This is a genomic window from Leptolyngbya sp. CCNP1308 (assembly GCF_034932455.1).
GTDB lineage: Bacteria > Cyanobacteriota > Cyanobacteriia > Phormidesmidales > Phormidesmidaceae > Nodosilinea.
Map to the genome: position 1 here is coordinate 151,784 of NZ_JAYGIH010000074.1, position 16,393 is coordinate 168,176.

The window sequence follows — 16,393 nt, forward strand, 5'->3', positions numbered from 1 at the left end:
TCAGCGCCTGGGCCGCAGGCGTCAGGGAGCCGGTAAAAATTCTACTCGCGGCCTAGGTAAGCGTCGGTGCGGGTGTCTACTTTAATCCGTTCACCGATGGAAATGAACAGCGGCACCATTACCTGAGCGCCGGTTTCGAGAATAGCGGGCTTGGTGCCCCCGGTGGCGGTGTCGCCCTTCACGCCGGGGTCGGTTTGGGTGACCTCAAGCACGATGGAGTTGGGCAGCTCAACCTCTAGAATCTGACCATTCCAGCTGACGACGCTGACGCTCATTTCTTCTTTGAGGTACTTCACCTGCGGGCCGATTTCGTCGATGGTGAGGCGCACTTCCTCGTAGGTCTCCATATCCATGAACACCAGGTCTTCGCCGTCCCGGTAGGTGTGCTGCATGTCTTTCTTTTCGATCACCGCCTGGGGCACGGTTTCGCCAGCCCGAAAGGTCTTGTCAACGGTGTTGCCAGTTTTGACATTCTTAAGCTTGGTGCGCACGAAAGCAGACCCCTTGCCGGGTTTGACGTGGAGAAACTCGACCACGCGCCAGACGGAGCCGTCTAGCTCAATGGAGGTACCGGTGCGAAAATCGTTGCTGGAAATCATGGCGCTGGCTACGGGGACAGTCCTAAGTTTGGCAATTCATTTTACCCCCCTGCGGCCATTTCCCGCAGGATTTAGCCTTACTGGCGAACTTACTGGCGAACGGGCCTTGGGGGCGAGCTGGCTACCTCTAGGCCGAGGGCCGGAAGCGTGAGTTCTAATCTAGGAGCCGCCAGAGTATGACAAGATTGTTAAGGGCGCACTGCGCCTATTGGTGAATAGCCGCCCAGGGCGGAGTAAGGAATTATGGCCAAGGATATGCGCGCGATCAATCAACGGCAGAGTTTGGGCTGGGCCACCCTGGTGCGACTGGGATGGGGCTTGGCCGTTGTGGTGGGAGTATGGCTGGGTTCGCTGTCCCCAGCCCTGGCATTGCCTTCATCTGCTGCTCTCGGCGGGCCACTGGTCGCCTATCTGCCACCGGGCAACGCCATTACCGACGGTCGCGCCCTACTGCGCTACTCGCTGCCCATCGATAACCCCGACATTCGCACGGTGCAGGCCACCCTAGAGGGTCTGTCAGAGTGGCTGCGCAGCAAGCGCTGGGGCCCCATGGCCAAAGATTTGACCAAACTGGAGCGGGGGCTGATGCGGGGCCGCGAAGCTATGCTGGCGGCAGTACCCGACGGCAAACGGGCCGCCGCAATTTCCTACCTAGACGATATTCAGGCTCAGCTGGTACCCCTGCGGGAGGCGGTGGATCTGCGCGATCGCCTCACCGTGCAGGAGAAACGAACGGCCATGCTCGACGACGTCAGCCGCATAGAAGAGCTGATGGTGAAGGCCTTTCCCTTTGAGGTGCCCGAGGAATACAGCAACCTGCCCCAGCTCAAGGGGCGCGCCACGGTAGAAATTACCACCAACAAAGGCACCATGCAGGCGGTGATCGACGGCTACAGCGCCCCGGTAACCGGCGGCAACTTTGTGGACTTGGTGCAGCGGGGCTTCTACGACGGGATGGAATTTACCCGCGCCGAGGATAACTACGTGCTGCAAACCGGCGACCCCGCAGGCCCCGAGGATGGCTTTGTTGACCCCAAAACTAAGGCCTACCGGGCGATACCCCTGGAGATTTTGGTGAAGGGCGACGAAGCGCCGGTCTACGGCAACACCCTAGAAGCACTGGGCCGCTTTTTAGACGCGCCAGTGCTGCCCTTCTCGGCCTTTGGCACTCTGGGCATGGCCCGCCCCAACAGCGACCCTAACGGTGGCTCGTCGCAGTTCTTCTTCTTTTTGTTTGAGCCGGAGATGACCCCAGCGGGCCTCAACCTGCTAGACGGGCGCTACTCGGTGTTTGGCTATGTGGTAGACAACCAAAGGGCTCTTGACAAGATGACCCAGGGCGATCGCATTGAGTCGATTCGAGTGGTGTCTGGGGCCGAAAACCTGGTGCAGCCGTCCTAGGAATTGAGGGCTTGAGATGTAAGGTGCAGGGTTCGACCCTACACCTTGTGCCTGACACCCCGGCTTTAACCCCTGTGGCGATGGACTGGGCTCACACCATGGAAAATCCGCAAACCATTGCTGAACTGGGAGAGCTGGGGCTGCTGGAGCGGCTGTTTCGCTACTGCCCTGGGGATGTCGTTGGCGACGACGGGGCTGTGGTGGCCCTGCCCCCGGGGCGTCACCTGGTGGTGACAACCGATGTGCTGGTGGAAGGGGTGCATTTTAGCGATCGCACCACCACCCCCGCCGATGTGGGTTGGCGAGCCGTAGCCGCCAACCTGTCTGATTTGGCCGCGATGGGGGCGACCCCCGCAGGCATTACCGTGGGCCTCAGCCTGCCGGGGCACACGCCCACGGACTGGGTTGAATCCCTCTACCAGGGCATGGCCGACTGTCTGCGCCGCTGGGGCGGGGTGGTGCTCGGTGGTGATCTGTGCCGGGCCGACGCCGTCAGCGTGGCTATTACTGCCCTGGGTAGCGTCGATCCTCGGCGGGCGCTGTACCGCAGCAGAGCCCGGCCAGGGCAGGCGATTGTGGTGACCGGCCACCACGGTCTGTCGCGGGCGGGGTTAGAGCTATTGCTGCATCCCGAGCGGGAAACTGGGGTGGCCCAGGCCGATCGCGATCGCTGGATTGCGGCCCACCAGAGGCCTCGGCCTCGGCTAGATGCGATCGCCGCCCTCTGGGAGGTGCTGGGCACTGAGGCCGAAGCCGGAGCGATGGCCGCCATGGACTCCAGCGACGGCCTGGCCAATGCGGTGCTGCACCTGTGCCAGGCCAGCGGGGTCGGGGCAGTCTTACAAGCCGTGGATTTACCCGTGGATCTGGCGCTGGTGGATTGGGTGGGGCGATCGCAGGCCCTAGACTGGTGCCTCTACGGCGGCGAAGACTTTGAGCTGGTGCTGTGCCTGCCCAGGCCCCAGGCTCTGGCCCTGCAAGCGGCCCTGGGAGATGGCTGTGCGATCGTAGGTGAGACGACGGCGGCGACGGGGGTTGAGCTGTGGCCCAGCGACGGGGGTGCCCGTGGGGTGCTCAGCTTTAGTCAAGGGTTTCAGCACTTCGACTAAGGGACTGCACCTAGGCTGAAGGGGCGCGATCGCGCTCCATCTAGCCATGCTCTAAATAATATGTTCAGAATGGTACGGCCCCAATGGAGTGGGGTTTAATGAAAAAATATCTGGCTACAGGCCGAATCCGGCGTGATCTCTTCCTATCATCGCCTGTTCTGCTGTGGCCCTAGGACAGCCCCCATGACCGCCAATGATCTTGAAGACCTACGCCCCTTTTGCCGCGACGACGCTGCCTTTGAGCAGCTGAAGCAGGCGTTAAAGCAGCGAGAGGCCAGCCGCGAGCAGGGCTGGCTCGATGTGGCGCGCCAGAACCATCGCACCCAGGCTCTAGAGGCGCAGCGTCGGGCGGCAGAGGCCGCCAGCCAGGCCAAAAGCCGGTTCTTGGCAATGATTAGCCACGAGCTGCGCACGCCGCTCAACTCTATCTTGGGACTGTCGGCGCTGCTGTCTCGGCAGGTGGTCGGTGCACTTAACCCAAAGCAGGTGGAATACCTGGACTACATTCACGGCAGCGGCGAGCACCTGCTGGCGATCATCAGCGACATTCTCGATCTGTCTAAGGTGGAGGCGGGCCAAGAGAACCTGCGGCTGTCGCCAGTGGCGCTGGCAGAGCTGTGTCAGGCCTGTCTGGCGATGATGCAGCCCCGCGCCACTGAGAAGGGTCTGGTGCTGGTCTACCAGGCCAACGCCGCTGACCCGACCACCTGCATTGCTGACGAGCGTCGCCTGCGGCAGATGCTGCTCAACCTGCTGTCTAACGCGATTAAGTTTACGACCCAGGGTCGAGTCACCCTGACGGTGAACTGCCGCGAGGCCCTGGTGGAATTTAAAGTTGAGGATACCGGTATCGGCATTCCGGCGGATCAGCTCGAGCAGATTTTTCAGCCGTTTACGCAGATCGATCGGGGTCTAGATCGACAGTATGAGGGGGCTGGCCTGGGGCTAGCGCTCACCCGACAGTTGGCCCAGCTCCACGGTGGTCACCTGCGGGTAACGTCGGCGGTGGGCCAGGGCAGCTGTTTTGTGCTCTCTCTGCCCGTGAACGGGCCTGAAGGAGGATCGTCGGCTGACCGGCGGGCGGTTAGACCGGTGCAGATGGGGGCGGGGAGGCATCGGCTGGTGGTGGTAGACAGCGACCTCGATCACCATCGGGCGCTGGTGGCCTACGTGAGGGCCTGCGGGTGGCAGGTCAACGGCTGTCGCAGCTGGGCAGAGGTGCATCAGCATCTCAAGACTCACCTGCCCCACCTGGTGATTGTGGGCGATCGCGAAGCCTGCAACCCAGCCCTCGAAAACCATCTGCAGCAGCTCCGCCCGCCGCTGGTGCCCCACCCCATCAAAGTAGTGATTCTGCGCCCAGAGGATGCGACCATCGAGCGCTCCTCCACCGCCGATGCCTATATCGACCTACCCTTGACTATTCCTAAGCTTGAGCGCATGCTCTCGCTTTAGCGGTGGAGCCTCACGGTGGCCCCAGGATTGAGTCGAAGACCGCCTAGACCGCCTAAATTCGGTGACAATTACTGGACAGGGATTTGGGCAACCAGAATTCGATACCCAGAATTCGATACCCAGAATTCGATACCCAGAATTCGATACACTGGGGAAAGTAAATCTGGCTAAGACGTTGTTTGAGGCTCCATCAAGGCGCTGCTTTAGGTAGCGCGAGCTGCCTAGAGGGCTAGGCTTTGGGATGGGTGAGTCGGGACGAAGACCGATCGCATCGGCGATCGCCGGTTTCAAATCAGCTTCTGGCAGCGGTGTGCAGGACAATAGGTTTAGGTTGACTTCCCATGACTCTGGTTTTGCCCCAGGCGGTTTCCTCGGCCCCCGCTATTGCTCCCGAAAAGACTCGCCAAACCACGCGCCAGTCCTACCCAAACTACAAAATCATCGTGCTCAACGATGATTTCAATACCTTTCAGCACGTGGCGGAGTGCCTAATGAAGTACATTCCAGGTATGGATGGCGATCGCGCCTGGGATCTAACCAATCAGGTGCACCACGACGGTCAGGCGATTGTGTGGGTTGGCCCGCTTGAGCAGGCGGAGCTTTACCACACCCAGCTCACCCGCGCTGGCTTGACGATGGCCCCCCTTGAAAAAGCATAATCAAGTAGTCTTGATCTTAAATCTTTCTTAAACCACCCCAATGACACAAGCCTCGGACGGTCGTCTAGTCTGGAACCACTCCACCCATTTGCCCGGGCTGATTCCCATCCTCGAACGGCTTTTAGAACAGCCCGGCATTGGCACCGTCACTCCGGGGGTGATTGCCAACGTCAGAGCCCACTCCCCCGAGCTGCGGGTGAAGGTGTCGGTGCCCATTCGCGGTGGGTTTAAGCTCATTGCCCGCAAGGGTAAGACGGTGCAGGAAGTGTTTGTGCTCACCGAGTTCGACAAGCCTACCCTAGAGGGCGCGATCGCCAAGGCTGTCGAGGCGGCCCGGTGACCCTAGGGTCATCCCCGGTTTTATTGCAGGAAGGCAAGGCCACGTTTGCGGTCGGGCAGGCGTTTTATCGCCCCAAAAGCGCGATCGCCCGCGATTTGGCGGTGCTGGCGGCCACCGTCTACCGCCAGCGCCACGGTCGCCTGCGAGTGCTCGACGCCATGACAGGCTGCGGTGTGCGCCCCCTGCGCTACTGGCTAGAAGCCGGGGCCGACTGGGTCTGGGCCAACGAGGGCAATCCTGAGCTGGCGGAAACCTTGGCCCAAAACCTGGCGGCGCTGCCCGTCAACACCTGCCGCATCACCCAGCAGGATGCCAACCAGGTGTTCTTCGCCTGCTACCAGCAGCGCGACTTTTACGACCTGGTGGATATCGACAACTTTGGTAGCCCCGCCCCCTACGTCGGCACCGGGCTGTGGGCCACCCGCCTAGGGGGAATGCTGTACCTGACCAGCACCGATGGTCGCGCCACCAGCGGCCACGATCCAGAGCGATGTTTGAGAACCTACGGGGCCTATGGGCGATCGCACCCCGCCGTCCATGAGCAGGGTCTGCGGTTGATCATCGGCCACGCGGCTCAGACCGCAGCGGCGCGGGGGATGGGTGTAGAGCCGGTGTTTTCGCTGTTCACCGGCCAGGTGCATCGGGCGATGGTGCGGCTGGTCAGCAAACCTACGCTGACGGAGGCGAACTATGGATTTCTAGCCTACTGCCACCGCTGCGGGCATTTTCAAGCTGTGGATTGGCGGCATTTGGGGCGGGTGAATTGTCTTTGTGGAGTGCAGGATCCACCTGTAGTGAGTGGGCCAATGTGGCTAGGGCCGCTCCATAACGGGGAAATTCTGACGGAGATGCAGGGTTTGGCAGACCTTTGGGGCTGGAGTTCCCAAGCAAAGCTTTTGGACATTATGGCTGAAGAGATTGATCTGCCCCCTTACTACTACCCCCTAGGCGAGATTGGGCGGCGCGGACAAATGGATATTCCGAACCGCGATCGCTTGATTGCGGTGTTGCAGACCCAGGGCTACCAGGCGGCGATTCCGTCGATGGATTGGCAGGGGGTAAAGACCAATGCGGCGTTTGGGGATTGCGTGGCGATCGCCCGATCGATCCAGTCCTAGACTTCAGTTTCCATTCCTGCAACCACCCCGCCCTTCCCTGTACCCCCATGACAAGGTAAGGACAGCGTTAATCGATATCCCCCGTTATGGAACACCGATGGATTGGCTGGGCCGCGCTTTCGAGCGGTCTAGCGGCTCTGACTTTGGGCTGTGCCCAACTCCAGGCCCAGCCCCCGACTGCCCCCGACCCGACTCCCTACAACAACTCAGACTCTGCCCCCCGTTTATCCCAAATCCCCACCGTGGATACAGAACTCACCCAAGCCCAACTCGATTTTGGTTTTGCTCTGTTTGAGCGACTGCGTCAAGCGACGCCCGATGAGAATGTGCTGGTGTCGCCCACCAGTGTGGCGCTGGCGCTGGCCATGGCCTACAACGGCGCAGGTGGGGAAACTCAGGCGGCGATCGCCGCTACCCTCCAGCTCCACGACCTCGACATCGACCAGCTCAACGCAGGCAACCAGGCCCTCACCGAATATTTGACTCAGCGCGACCCCGAGGTCGCGCTGGCAATCGCCAATTCTCTCTGGGTAAACCAAGATCTGCCCGTGCGGTCCGACTATGTGGAGCGCATGCAGACCGCCTACTCAGCCGAAGTCGCCGCCCTCGACTTTAGCCAGCCCACCGCCACCGATCGCATCAACACCTGGGTCAAAGCAAAAACCCGCGATCGCATCCCCACCATTGTTGACGAACTGCCTGCCGACCAGCTTTTGGTACTGGTCAACGCCATCTATTTCAAAGGAGCCTGGAGCGAGGCCTTTGACCCCGCCCGCACGACGGATCGCCCCTTTACCCTGGCCAGTGGCGAAACCGTTCAGCATCCCCTCATGGCCCAGCAGGACGACTATTTGTATCTAGAAACCGACCAGTTTCAGTCGGTGAGTCTACCCTATGGCGACGCATCCCTTAGCTTTGAGGTGATTTTGCCCGCCCCCGGCACCGACCTAGCTACTCTAGCGGCGCAGCTCACCCCCGAGAATTGGCAGAGCTGGATGGTGCAGATGCGATCGCGCCCCGGCGAAATTCAGCTGCCCAAGCTTCAGTTTGAGTACGAAGCCGACCTGATACCGACCCTGCAAGCCCTGGGCATGGGCATCGCCTTTGAAGACGGTGCCGACTTCTCGGGGCTCACCGAGCTGGATGCCTTCATCAATCAGGTGCGCCACAAAACCTTTATTGAAGTCAATGAAGCAGGCACCGAAGCCGCCGCCAGCACGGCGATCGGCATCATGCCTACCTCTATCGCTCTGCCGCCCGACCCGCCCTTTGAGATGGTGGTCGATCGGCCTTTTTTGGCGGCTATTCGCGATCGCAACACGGGCACGGTGTTGTTTGTCGGAGCGATTGTCGATCCGCGTCCGTAGGGACATTGCATGTACGTGTTTAGCGTCAGAGTACGGTTATCATTCCTGGCATCCGGAGGATCGAGGTTTAGGCTAGTGAGCATAGCCACTACATAGCTGACACCGCAGATTGACCCGCCAAGCGACCGCTACATCTGAGAAGCCTAACGAAGCGAGGGTGACCGCCCTTGAGCGGGTGGTTGCCCTCGGTCGTCAATGGCTGGTTGAGGAGCCAGAGCAGCTTTTGAAGCATTTCGAACGCCAAGCCGAACAACTGCTGGTGTTGCGGGCTGAATTGAGTCAGTGTCAGGCTGACCTTCAGGCTTGCCAAGCTGAGTTACAGATCGCTCAAGCGGAGCCCCATCCCGGCCAGGTCGCCCCCTTCCGCCGGGATAGGGAGGCAACCGCCAAACCGCGTCAGCGACCGGGTCGCAAACCCGGCCATCGTGGCGCGTGGCGACGTTCCCCCGCTCCCGCCGTCACCGATGAGCATATTGAGGTGGCGTTGGTGGCGTGTCCTGAGTGCGGAGAAGCCTTACCCGAGGCCGACCAACGGACGATTGAGCAAACCATTCTAGAGATTCCGGTGATTCAACCTCGGGTTATCCGCTTGCGAACTTACCGGACTCAATGTGGACATTGTCAGCAAAGCGTGGCGTCACGTCATCCCTTACAAGTGTCCCAAGCGACCGGCGCGGCGGGAACCCATTTAGGGCCACGGGCGCTGGGTCTGGCGGCAGCGTTGAATAAAGACCTGAAGCTGCCGATGCGCAAGACCTGCCGGATTTTACAAGAGATGTTTGGACTCGAACTGAGTCCTGGCGGCTTAGCGCAGGCGCTTGAGCGAGTGGCGACGTCGTTGCAAGGCGCTTACGACGAGAGCTTAGACACCTTACGCCAAAGTCAGCTCATCCATACCGATGAGACGGGGTGGTGGGTCGGCGGTCCTGGGCATACCTTGTGGGTATTCACCAACCCAACCACCACCTACTATCGCGTTGTTGAGCGTCGTGACCGGGCGACGGCTAAAGCCATCTTGTCCGATGCGTTTCAAGGGGTGTTGGTGAGTGACTGTTTATCGGTCTACGACGGGCTCGACGGGGTGCAACAGAAGTGTTACGCCCATCATCTCAAAGCTCTATCCAAGGCGCTGAAGAGTGAAGCCGGGCAGGGTTCCAGCTACTTGCTGGAACTCAGAACGCTGTTGCACACGGCCCTATTACTGAAACGCTTAGCTCCAGACTTGGACCCGGCTCACCAGCAACGTAGTCGGGATTGTCTCGACGCCCGCTTCGCACAACTGCTAGCTCAAGCCCGACCGCCAGACACTCCGCAAGGACGACAAGAGGAGACCATCCGTCAGCGGTTGGCGAAGCAGCAAGACCACTTATTGACCTTCCTCGACTATGCCGAGGTGGACGCCACCAATAATCTCGCGGAGCGTCAACTCCGACCTGCCGTCATCAGTCGCAAATTATCCTGTGGCAACAAAACACAGCAAGGCGCAACCACGTGGAGTGTCTTGGCCTCGTTAGCGGCTACCGCTCAACAGCGAGGCGACTCGTTCATTGAACAAGTCGCACACGCCATGATGCTTCACAATCGGGTCGCTTGAACCAACGCTAAACACGTACATCATTGCATGCAATGTCCCTACGATCCGCGCCGCTGCTCCAGCAGCCGCTGCCACTCGGCATCGATCTTGTCCTTCTGAGCAATTTCCTGCTCGGTCAGGTCGGTTTCGGTAGTGTAGGCCAGGTCGTCGGTACCCAGCACGGTTTGAGCGGTGAGGGTTTCGGCAAAGGCCAGCTTTTCGCGCTGGTCGTCGGTGAGCTGGCTCAAGACTTCGGCCCGCTGCTCGCGATCGGCGTTGCGAGCGGCGATGCGGCTGTTTTGCTGCTGCACCCAGAAATAACGAACCAGGGGAATGCCCAAGAAGGCCGACCCGTAGCCCAGCAGCACCCAATAGATCGAGTTGACCAGGGCAACAACACCGCCCAGATCAGCGACCAAATCTGGGTTGTCTCGCAACATGCTGCCTAGCACCAGGGCACCAATCAGGTTGGCACTGCCCAGCGCGATCGCCCCCATAATCTGCCCAGAGGTGGCCTGGCTAAACTTGCGAGGTAGCTCTTGCAAAAAGCGGGGCGGGGTCAGCTTGCGCCGCTCTTTGGCGGTCACCTGCAATTCAGGGAACTGGTAGACAATGCCGCCCTGGGGGCTAACCTGAGGCAACCCGTTAAAGCGGCTCAGCACGGGCACCATAAAGTCTTCGAGGTCACGATCCCAGCCTTTGCCCAGGTCGCCCAAGAAGGGGGTAATCTGCTCGGCCACCACCGCGCCACCGTTGGCTTGAATCACTTTGGCAACGCTCTGCCAGCGGCGCTCATCCAGATCGGCGTTGGGGTCACCGTCACCAAACAAGAATGAAAACACCGCCTCTAAGAAGTTCATCTCTGCCGGGGTGCGGCTGGGGGGCAGAGGGCGACGGCGACCCGGGGGCTGAAACATGCGAAACGGCCTAGGGCCGAGCCACACGTGGGGCATAAATATCATGCCGCCACCGCCGCCGCGACGGCGATTGTCGCCCTGCTGGTTGGCGCTGTTGGCAGCGATCGCCAGCGCTATAATCGCCACCACAATCAGCACTAGCGATAAAATCAGCACCACCCCAAAAGACACGCGGATCAGGTAGAACAGCACCCGCCACACCTTTTCCCATGCCGCCTGCCACCGCAGCCGCCAGGATTTACTCCACAGCACGGCCTGAATGTTTTTGGGAAAGACGTAGGCTACCTCACCGGACTCAGCCACCTGGAGGTGGGCCTGCACTTCAGTGGCCAGGGCCAATACGCCCTGCTGGGCCTCCATCAGCGGCAGACCGGCTTCAGCGGCCACATCCCCCACGGTGACTCGGTAGCCCAGCCGTTCTACTGCCTGGGTAATTGTCTTTGTCTGCGCCATAAATAAACAAACCCCTGGGTTCTAACGACCGCGCAACGACCAGTTGCATCTACAACCAGTATAGAAAGCGCGATCGCGAATTACAGGGGACAGTTACCGTACCAAATGAATTTTGGATTTTAGATTTTGGGTTTTGGATTTAGCTCCAGGCTGACCGCCAAAATCCAAAATCGCAAATCCAAAATTTCCCATTAGCTCTTGCCCAAAACTTGATCCCGAATGGCGGCAATATCGGTCAGCAGCTCTTGCCGGTTAGAGGCCTTGAGCAGGTAGCGGTAGAGAAACCAGCCGCTGTAGATCAGGCCGATGAGTTCAAAAGTAGGGGCCAGCAGCGGGAAGTCGTTGATGGCGCTGAGCAGGGCCAGCACCAGCTTGACCGCAATAATGGCAGCAATGATCAAACCCACCGTAACAATGGGCCGACGGTATTGCCTAAAGAAAGTAGATACGTATTCGGGCAGGTCGCCCAGCAGGGCAGACACCTTTTCCCACACCTGCTGAACCTGGCGGGTGGCCTCATCCCCCAGAGCACCAGCGGTAGATTCCGACGTTTCTACTTCGATTACTGGCCGTTCAGGCTCAGTAAACACAGGATCCGATTCAAATTCTGTACTCATGACGGATTGTCCCAGGGGCTTGATTAAGGGCTACATGGAATACCAAGTCCAGCTTGGGAAAGATAGCTTCCCAAAGACAAAACTCCACTGTAGGACTTGGCTCGGAGTTTAACTCGAAACAAGAATACACCCAATTTTCATCGAGTGTATTGAGCGTTAGGAGTGTTATAGACCGAAACCATCCGATTTTCAATTTTTTTTGCCCTGCCGTGGCGGTTCAGGCGGCTCGCTCAGGCTGACCTATTCGCCTGAGAGCCCCTCCAGGGAATCTAAATACTTGTAAAGCTGCCGACGGTCGACCACAAATTCTGGATCGGGTCGATCGCGCTGGTCAGAGCTGCGAGACCGGGCCGACCAGCGAATAAAACTGCCCCGGCGGCGATCGTTAGAATATTTAGATGTCATTGACGCTCTCACTTCGGCCCCATTACTATGACATATCCGATCGTACCCAGGAGTTTACTCACCCTATCGAAACGGTCTACGGCAATCTAAAGGGCCTCAAGCCCAGCCAGCTCAAGCAGTTGCAGCGGCTCTACCACCAGCGGCTGCCGGGCGACTGTGTGGTGACGCCTGAGTTCGCCCAGCGGCTAGCGGCGGTCAGCACCGACATTGACAATCCTCTGTGCGCCTACGTCAACCGTCGCGGGCAGGTGATTCGGGTGGGGGTGGGCACGCTGCGGCAGACCCAAATTCCGCCCTCAGAGCTGCCTCGCTACGGGGCCGAGCGTCTCAGCGGCATTCGCTGCATTGCCACCCAGTTTGAGCCCGACCCGCCTAGCGACGCCACTCTCACCACCATGGCCCTCCAGCGGCTGGATGTGCTGGCGGTGCTGGCGCTGACGGGCACCGGCTTTACCCGGCGCGGCGGCGGGGCCACGGGCTACATTCAGAGCACTTACTTGGCCCACCTGGTGCCTCACCCCGAGCAGCGCTGGCTGGTGTCGGCCCCCACCGATCTCGACGAGCTGGCTCAGCAGGATTTTCTTGCCCTGGCCGAGGGGCTCGAGGCCGAGTTTAGCCGCGCCTTTACCGCTCTACAGGTGGAGGATGAGCGCGATCGCGTCCTCGTCGTCGGCCTGTTCACCAACAACCAAACCCCCGCTCACTTTGAGCAGCGCCTGGCAGAGCTAGAGCGTCTGGTCGATAGCGCGGGCGGCGAAGTGATGGAAACCCTGTTTCAAAAACGCCCTCGCCCCCATCCCCAGACCGTGCTGGGGGCCGGTAAGGTGCAGGAGGTGGCCCTGGCGGCCCAGACCGTGGGGGCCAACTTGATTGTGTTCGATCGCGACCTCTCTCCCATGCAGGTGCGCAACCTGGAAGATATGGTGGGCCTGCGCGTGGTCGATCGCACCGAGCTAATTCTCGATATCTTTGCCCAGCGGGCCAAGAGCGGCGCGGGCAAACTTCAGGTAGAGCTGGCCCAGCTCGAATACCAAATGCCCCGGCTGAAGGGGCGTGGCCAGGCCCTATCGCGCCAGGGGGGCGGCATCGGCACCCGAGGCCCAGGGGAAACGAAATTGGAGACCGAGCGCCGGGCGATTCAGCGGCGCATTCAGCGGCTTCAGCAGGAGGTCAACCAGCTCCAGGCCCATCGGGCTCGGCTGCGCCACCGCCGTCAAGACGACAACTTGCCCTCCATCGCCGTGGTGGGCTACACCAACGCGGGCAAGTCAACCCTGGTCAACACCCTGACCAACTCCGAGGTCTACGCCGCCGACCAGCTGTTTGCCACCCTCGACCCCACCACCCGCCGCCTGGCGCTTACCGACCCCACGACGAACGAAACTACTCAGCTGGTGGTCACCGACACGGTGGGCTTTATTGAGGAGCTGCCCGCCTCGCTGATGGATGCCTTTCGCGCCACCCTCGAAGAGGTGACTGAGGCCGACGCTCTGCTCCACGTCGTCGATGTGTCGCACCCCGCCTGGCAAGACCAGATTCACTGGGTGATGCGCATTCTCAAAGACATGCCGATTGTGCCGGGGCCGATGCTGCTGGTGTTTAATAAAGCTGACCGGGTGAGCAGCGACGTGCTGGCGATCGCCCAGGAGGAATATCCCCAAGCGCTGTTTATCTCTGCTACAGAACGATTGGGGCTGGAAACGCTGCGATCGCGCCTGCTGCAACTGGTCGATTATGCCGTCACGGTATAGGGCAGTCTTTCTGCTAGGTCTTCCACGCCATTGAGTTATCGTAGGCAAGTAAGGATTGGCATTTAGTCTAGGGTACAAAGCCTCATGTTACCTATTAGTGAAGCTCAATCACAGTTGCCAGATTTGATTGAAGCAGTGAGCGCATCCCATCAACCGGTTGTAATTGTCGGTGAGCATAGCAACGCTGTTTTGATGGCAGAGTCGGACTGGAATGCGATTCAGGAAACCTTATATTTGCTGTCGGTTCCGGGTATGAGAGAGTCGATTCGAGAGGGACTAAACACTCCGATTGAAGCTTGTGACCAGGAGCTAGGTTGGTGAACTGGCGGCTAGTTTACACTAAACAAGCCCAGAAAGATGCCAGGAAACTTGCGGCCAGCAACCTTCGCCATAAAGCACAAGTTTTGCTGAACATTTTGCAGGGCAACCCATACCAAAACCCTCCACCCTACGAAAAACTTGTGGGTGATTTAGCAGGAGCTTATTCACGGCGCATCAACATCCACCATCGAATTGTCTACGAAGTAATCGAAGCTGAACAGACTGTAAAAATTTTGCGCATGTGGACACATTACGAGTAAGCGCAGTGTGCCTCCCGTAAAGAGCATTCAGAGTGCTGGGAAGTTGTTGTAGTCATAAAGTCGTCGCCTCACCCCCCGCAGATAAGGAGTAGCCGGTGCCAGACCAAACCATCAAGCGCAGCATTCGTCGCTACGAGCAAGACTGGTTTAAGCTGCTGTTTCGCGTGCGGGGGTCGGTGATACCGGCGGTGATGCCCCGCGTGCTGCTGTGCGCGGCCTTTGCCCTGGGCATTTTGCTGCTCTACAGCCGGGGCTGGCCGCTGGCGTCGCCCATTTTAGGCTCGCTGGTGCCCAGCCTGGTGCTGGGTCTGCTGCTGGTGTTTCGCACCAACACTTCCTACGAGCGGTTTTGGGAGGGGCGCAAGCTGTGGGGCAGCGTGGTGAATTTGACCCGCAACCTGGCCCGGCAGATGTGGGTGGCGATCGAGACGCCCCAGCCCGGCGATGACGAGGCTAAACTAGCCGCCGTGCGCCTGCTGCCCGCCTTTGCGATCGCCATGAAGCTGCACCTGCGCGGTGAACCCCCCGATGCCGAGCTGGCCAGCCTGCTCACCGCCGACCAGTTCGGCAAACTGCGGCAGATGAACAACCCGCCCCTAGAGATTGCCTTTTGGCTGGCCGACTATCTGCAAACCCAACAGGCTCGGGGCACCCTCAACCCCTACCAGCTCACCTCCTGCCTGGAGATCCTGGACGACCTAGTCGATGCCCTGGGGGGGTGCGAGCGCATTCTCAAAACCCCCATGCCGGTGGCCTACAGCATTCACCTGAAGCAGCTGCTGATGCTGTACTGCCTGGCGCTGCCCTTTCAAATGGTGGATTCGGTGGGCTGGGGCACGCCTTTTTTGGTGGGGCTGATTAGCTTTGCGGTATTTGGCATCGAGGAGATTGGCATTGAGATTGAGAACCCCTTTGGCCACGACCCCAATGACCTGCCCCTCGACTCAATTTGCCGTACCATGCGGCAAAACATTGAGGATTTGGTTTCGCTGGTGCCGGGAGTGGAGCGATGGCCCATTGGGGCCGGTCTTTGACTATCGCGAAGCGTCTTCTTTGGGGAATCGGGTCAGCCCCTAAGGCGATTTCTAGAAAACTTTCTCCCAGTGGTGGGCAGTGCCCACCCTACGTCGGCGAAGGTCGCTGGATTAGAGAAGGGATAGTTTTTTCTGGAGATCTCCTAAGATCTCCCCGGAACCTGGAGGTGAATGTGGATCCGTTGCCAATGGCATAATGCCTGGGGAAGTAAGGCTAGGCGTTGATGCGCCTCTGTTTGCGAGACTTGCTGCTGCTCAGAGCTGAGCTATCGGCACCACCAATGCCGACCCTGGTTTCTATGGCCTGCGATCGCAATAGAGATCTCCGCTGTCCTCAGCCACCCCTGTAGGTCAGGTATAGTGAGGCTTTACGGCTGCCAGGAGGCCTGGGGATGAATGCAAGCAGCAGCGTCGTCGAGATTTTATCGGCGGAGGAAATGCGCCGCACGCTCAACCGGCTGGCGTCAGAGGTGGTGGAGCAGGGCGGCGACCTGAGCCGCCTGGTTCTGCTGGGTATCTACACGCGCGGTGTGCCCCTGGCCTACCTGCTGGCCCAGCAAATTCAGCGGTTAGAGGGGGTAGATCTGCCGGTGGGCGCGATCGATGTCACTCTCTATCGCGATGACCTGGATAAAATCAGCACGCGCACCCCGGCTCGCACCGAAATCCCCTTCGACATCAGCGATCGCGTCGTAGTGCTGGTGGACGATGTGATCTTTAGCGGGCGAACCATTCGCGCCGCCCTCAATGCCGTGATCGACTACGGTCGGCCCAGCGCCATTCGCCTAGCGGTGCTGATTGACCGGGGCCACCGGGAGCTGCCAGTGCGCCCTGACTTTGTGGGCAAGTCGCTGCCGACGGCAAAAGATGAGGCTGTGAAGGTATTTTTGCAGGATACCGACGGGCGGGATGGGGTGGAGTTGTTAAAGCCGGAGTAAGGGGTGTTACGTCTGGTGTGCGATCGCACCTCAAACGCCCAATTTTTCCTACGATAGGGGCGTCGATTTTGCGAAC

Annotated in this window: 17 protein-coding genes; 13 read left to right on the forward strand and 4 right to left on the reverse strand. The window is 59.7% G+C overall.

Annotated features, from left to right (window positions below):
• Positions 1-41 precede the first annotated feature (41 nt).
• Complete coding sequence (gene efp / locus VB780_RS19220) at positions 42-599, reverse strand: elongation factor P (RefSeq protein WP_323352790.1); 558 nt, start codon at positions 597-599, stop codon at positions 42-44.
• 243 nt (positions 600-842) lie between these two features.
• Between efp and VB780_RS19225 the strand changes: the two genes are divergently transcribed.
• The 8 genes from VB780_RS19225 to tnpC all read left to right on the forward strand — a co-directional run bounded on the left by VB780_RS19225 (position 843) and on the right by tnpC (position 9,642).
• Entirely contained in the window at positions 843-2,000 is a 1,158-nt protein-coding gene (locus VB780_RS19225) for a peptidylprolyl isomerase (RefSeq protein WP_323352791.1), read from the forward strand.
• Between the two features lie 98 nt (positions 2,001-2,098).
• Positions 2,099-3,109 carry a thiamine-phosphate kinase gene (gene thiL / locus VB780_RS19230; protein ID WP_323352792.1) on the forward strand — a complete coding sequence of 337 codons (1,011 nt, stop codon included), beginning with the start codon at positions 2,099-2,101 and terminating at the stop codon, positions 3,107-3,109.
• 183 nt (positions 3,110-3,292) lie between these two features.
• A complete protein-coding gene (locus VB780_RS19235; protein WP_323352793.1) occupies positions 3,293-4,564 on the forward strand; it encodes an ATP-binding protein in 1,272 nt (423 codons plus the stop codon).
• A 341-nt stretch (positions 4,565-4,905) separates the two neighbouring features.
• The gene (gene clpS, locus VB780_RS19240) at positions 4,906-5,223 is read left to right on the forward strand and encodes an ATP-dependent Clp protease adapter ClpS (RefSeq protein ID WP_323352794.1); all 318 of its coding nucleotides are present in this window, start codon (positions 4,906-4,908) and stop codon (positions 5,221-5,223) included.
• A gap of 40 nt (positions 5,224-5,263) precedes the next feature.
• A complete protein-coding gene (locus tag VB780_RS19245; protein ID WP_323352795.1) occupies positions 5,264-5,563 on the forward strand; it encodes a DUF2103 domain-containing protein in 300 nt (99 codons plus the stop codon).
• Positions 5,560-6,681, forward strand: coding sequence for a tRNA (guanine-N1)-methyltransferase (locus tag VB780_RS19250; RefSeq protein WP_323352796.1), 1,122 nt, complete (start codon positions 5,560-5,562; stop codon positions 6,679-6,681). The genes VB780_RS19245 and VB780_RS19250 overlap by 4 nt, the downstream gene beginning before the upstream one ends.
• An 86-nt stretch (positions 6,682-6,767) precedes the next feature.
• Positions 6,768-8,048: a serpin family protein gene (locus VB780_RS19255; RefSeq protein WP_323352797.1), complete on the forward strand. Its 1,281-nt coding sequence runs from the start codon at positions 6,768-6,770 to the stop codon at positions 8,046-8,048.
• A 157-nt stretch (positions 8,049-8,205) separates the two neighbouring features.
• The gene (gene tnpC, locus VB780_RS19260) at positions 8,206-9,642 is read left to right on the forward strand and encodes an IS66 family transposase (RefSeq protein WP_323352798.1); all 1,437 of its coding nucleotides are present in this window, start codon (positions 8,206-8,208) and stop codon (positions 9,640-9,642) included.
• A 38-nt stretch (positions 9,643-9,680) separates the two neighbouring features.
• Here tnpC and VB780_RS19265 read toward each other — a convergent pair whose 3' ends face one another.
• From VB780_RS19265 to VB780_RS19275, 3 genes are all read right to left on the reverse strand, one after another.
• The gene (locus tag VB780_RS19265; protein WP_323352799.1) at positions 9,681-10,991 is read right to left on the reverse strand and encodes a hypothetical protein; all 1,311 of its coding nucleotides are present in this window, start codon (positions 10,989-10,991) and stop codon (positions 9,681-9,683) included.
• A 191-nt stretch (positions 10,992-11,182) separates the two neighbouring features.
• A complete protein-coding gene (locus tag VB780_RS19270) occupies positions 11,183-11,608 on the reverse strand; it encodes a CAAD domain-containing protein (RefSeq protein WP_323352800.1) in 426 nt (141 codons plus the stop codon).
• Positions 11,609-11,848: 240 nt separating this feature from the next.
• Positions 11,849-12,013, reverse strand: coding sequence for a hypothetical protein (locus VB780_RS19275; RefSeq protein WP_323352801.1), 165 nt, complete (start codon positions 12,011-12,013; stop codon positions 11,849-11,851).
• Here VB780_RS19275 and hflX point away from each other — a divergent pair.
• From hflX to pyrR, 5 genes are all read left to right on the forward strand, one after another.
• Positions 12,007-13,764, forward strand: coding sequence for a GTPase HflX (gene hflX, locus VB780_RS19280; protein ID WP_323352802.1), 1,758 nt, complete (start codon positions 12,007-12,009; stop codon positions 13,762-13,764). The two genes, VB780_RS19275 and hflX, sit on opposite strands and share 7 nt — an antisense overlap.
• Before the next feature lie 84 nt (positions 13,765-13,848).
• Positions 13,849-14,085 carry a type II toxin-antitoxin system Phd/YefM family antitoxin gene (locus VB780_RS19285; protein WP_323352803.1) on the forward strand — a complete coding sequence of 79 codons (237 nt, stop codon included), beginning with the start codon at positions 13,849-13,851 and terminating at the stop codon, positions 14,083-14,085.
• Positions 14,082-14,345 carry a Txe/YoeB family addiction module toxin gene (locus VB780_RS19290; protein ID WP_323352804.1) on the forward strand — a complete coding sequence of 88 codons (264 nt, stop codon included), beginning with the start codon at positions 14,082-14,084 and terminating at the stop codon, positions 14,343-14,345. The genes VB780_RS19285 and VB780_RS19290 overlap by 4 nt, the downstream gene beginning before the upstream one ends.
• Before the next feature lie 95 nt (positions 14,346-14,440).
• Complete coding sequence (locus VB780_RS19295) at positions 14,441-15,379, forward strand: bestrophin family protein (RefSeq protein WP_323352805.1); 939 nt, start codon at positions 14,441-14,443, stop codon at positions 15,377-15,379.
• Positions 15,380-15,771: 392 nt separating this feature from the next.
• Positions 15,772-16,317 carry a bifunctional pyr operon transcriptional regulator/uracil phosphoribosyltransferase PyrR gene (pyrR, locus tag VB780_RS19300; RefSeq protein ID WP_323352806.1) on the forward strand — a complete coding sequence of 182 codons (546 nt, stop codon included), beginning with the start codon at positions 15,772-15,774 and terminating at the stop codon, positions 16,315-16,317.
• Positions 16,318-16,393 lie beyond the last annotated feature (76 nt).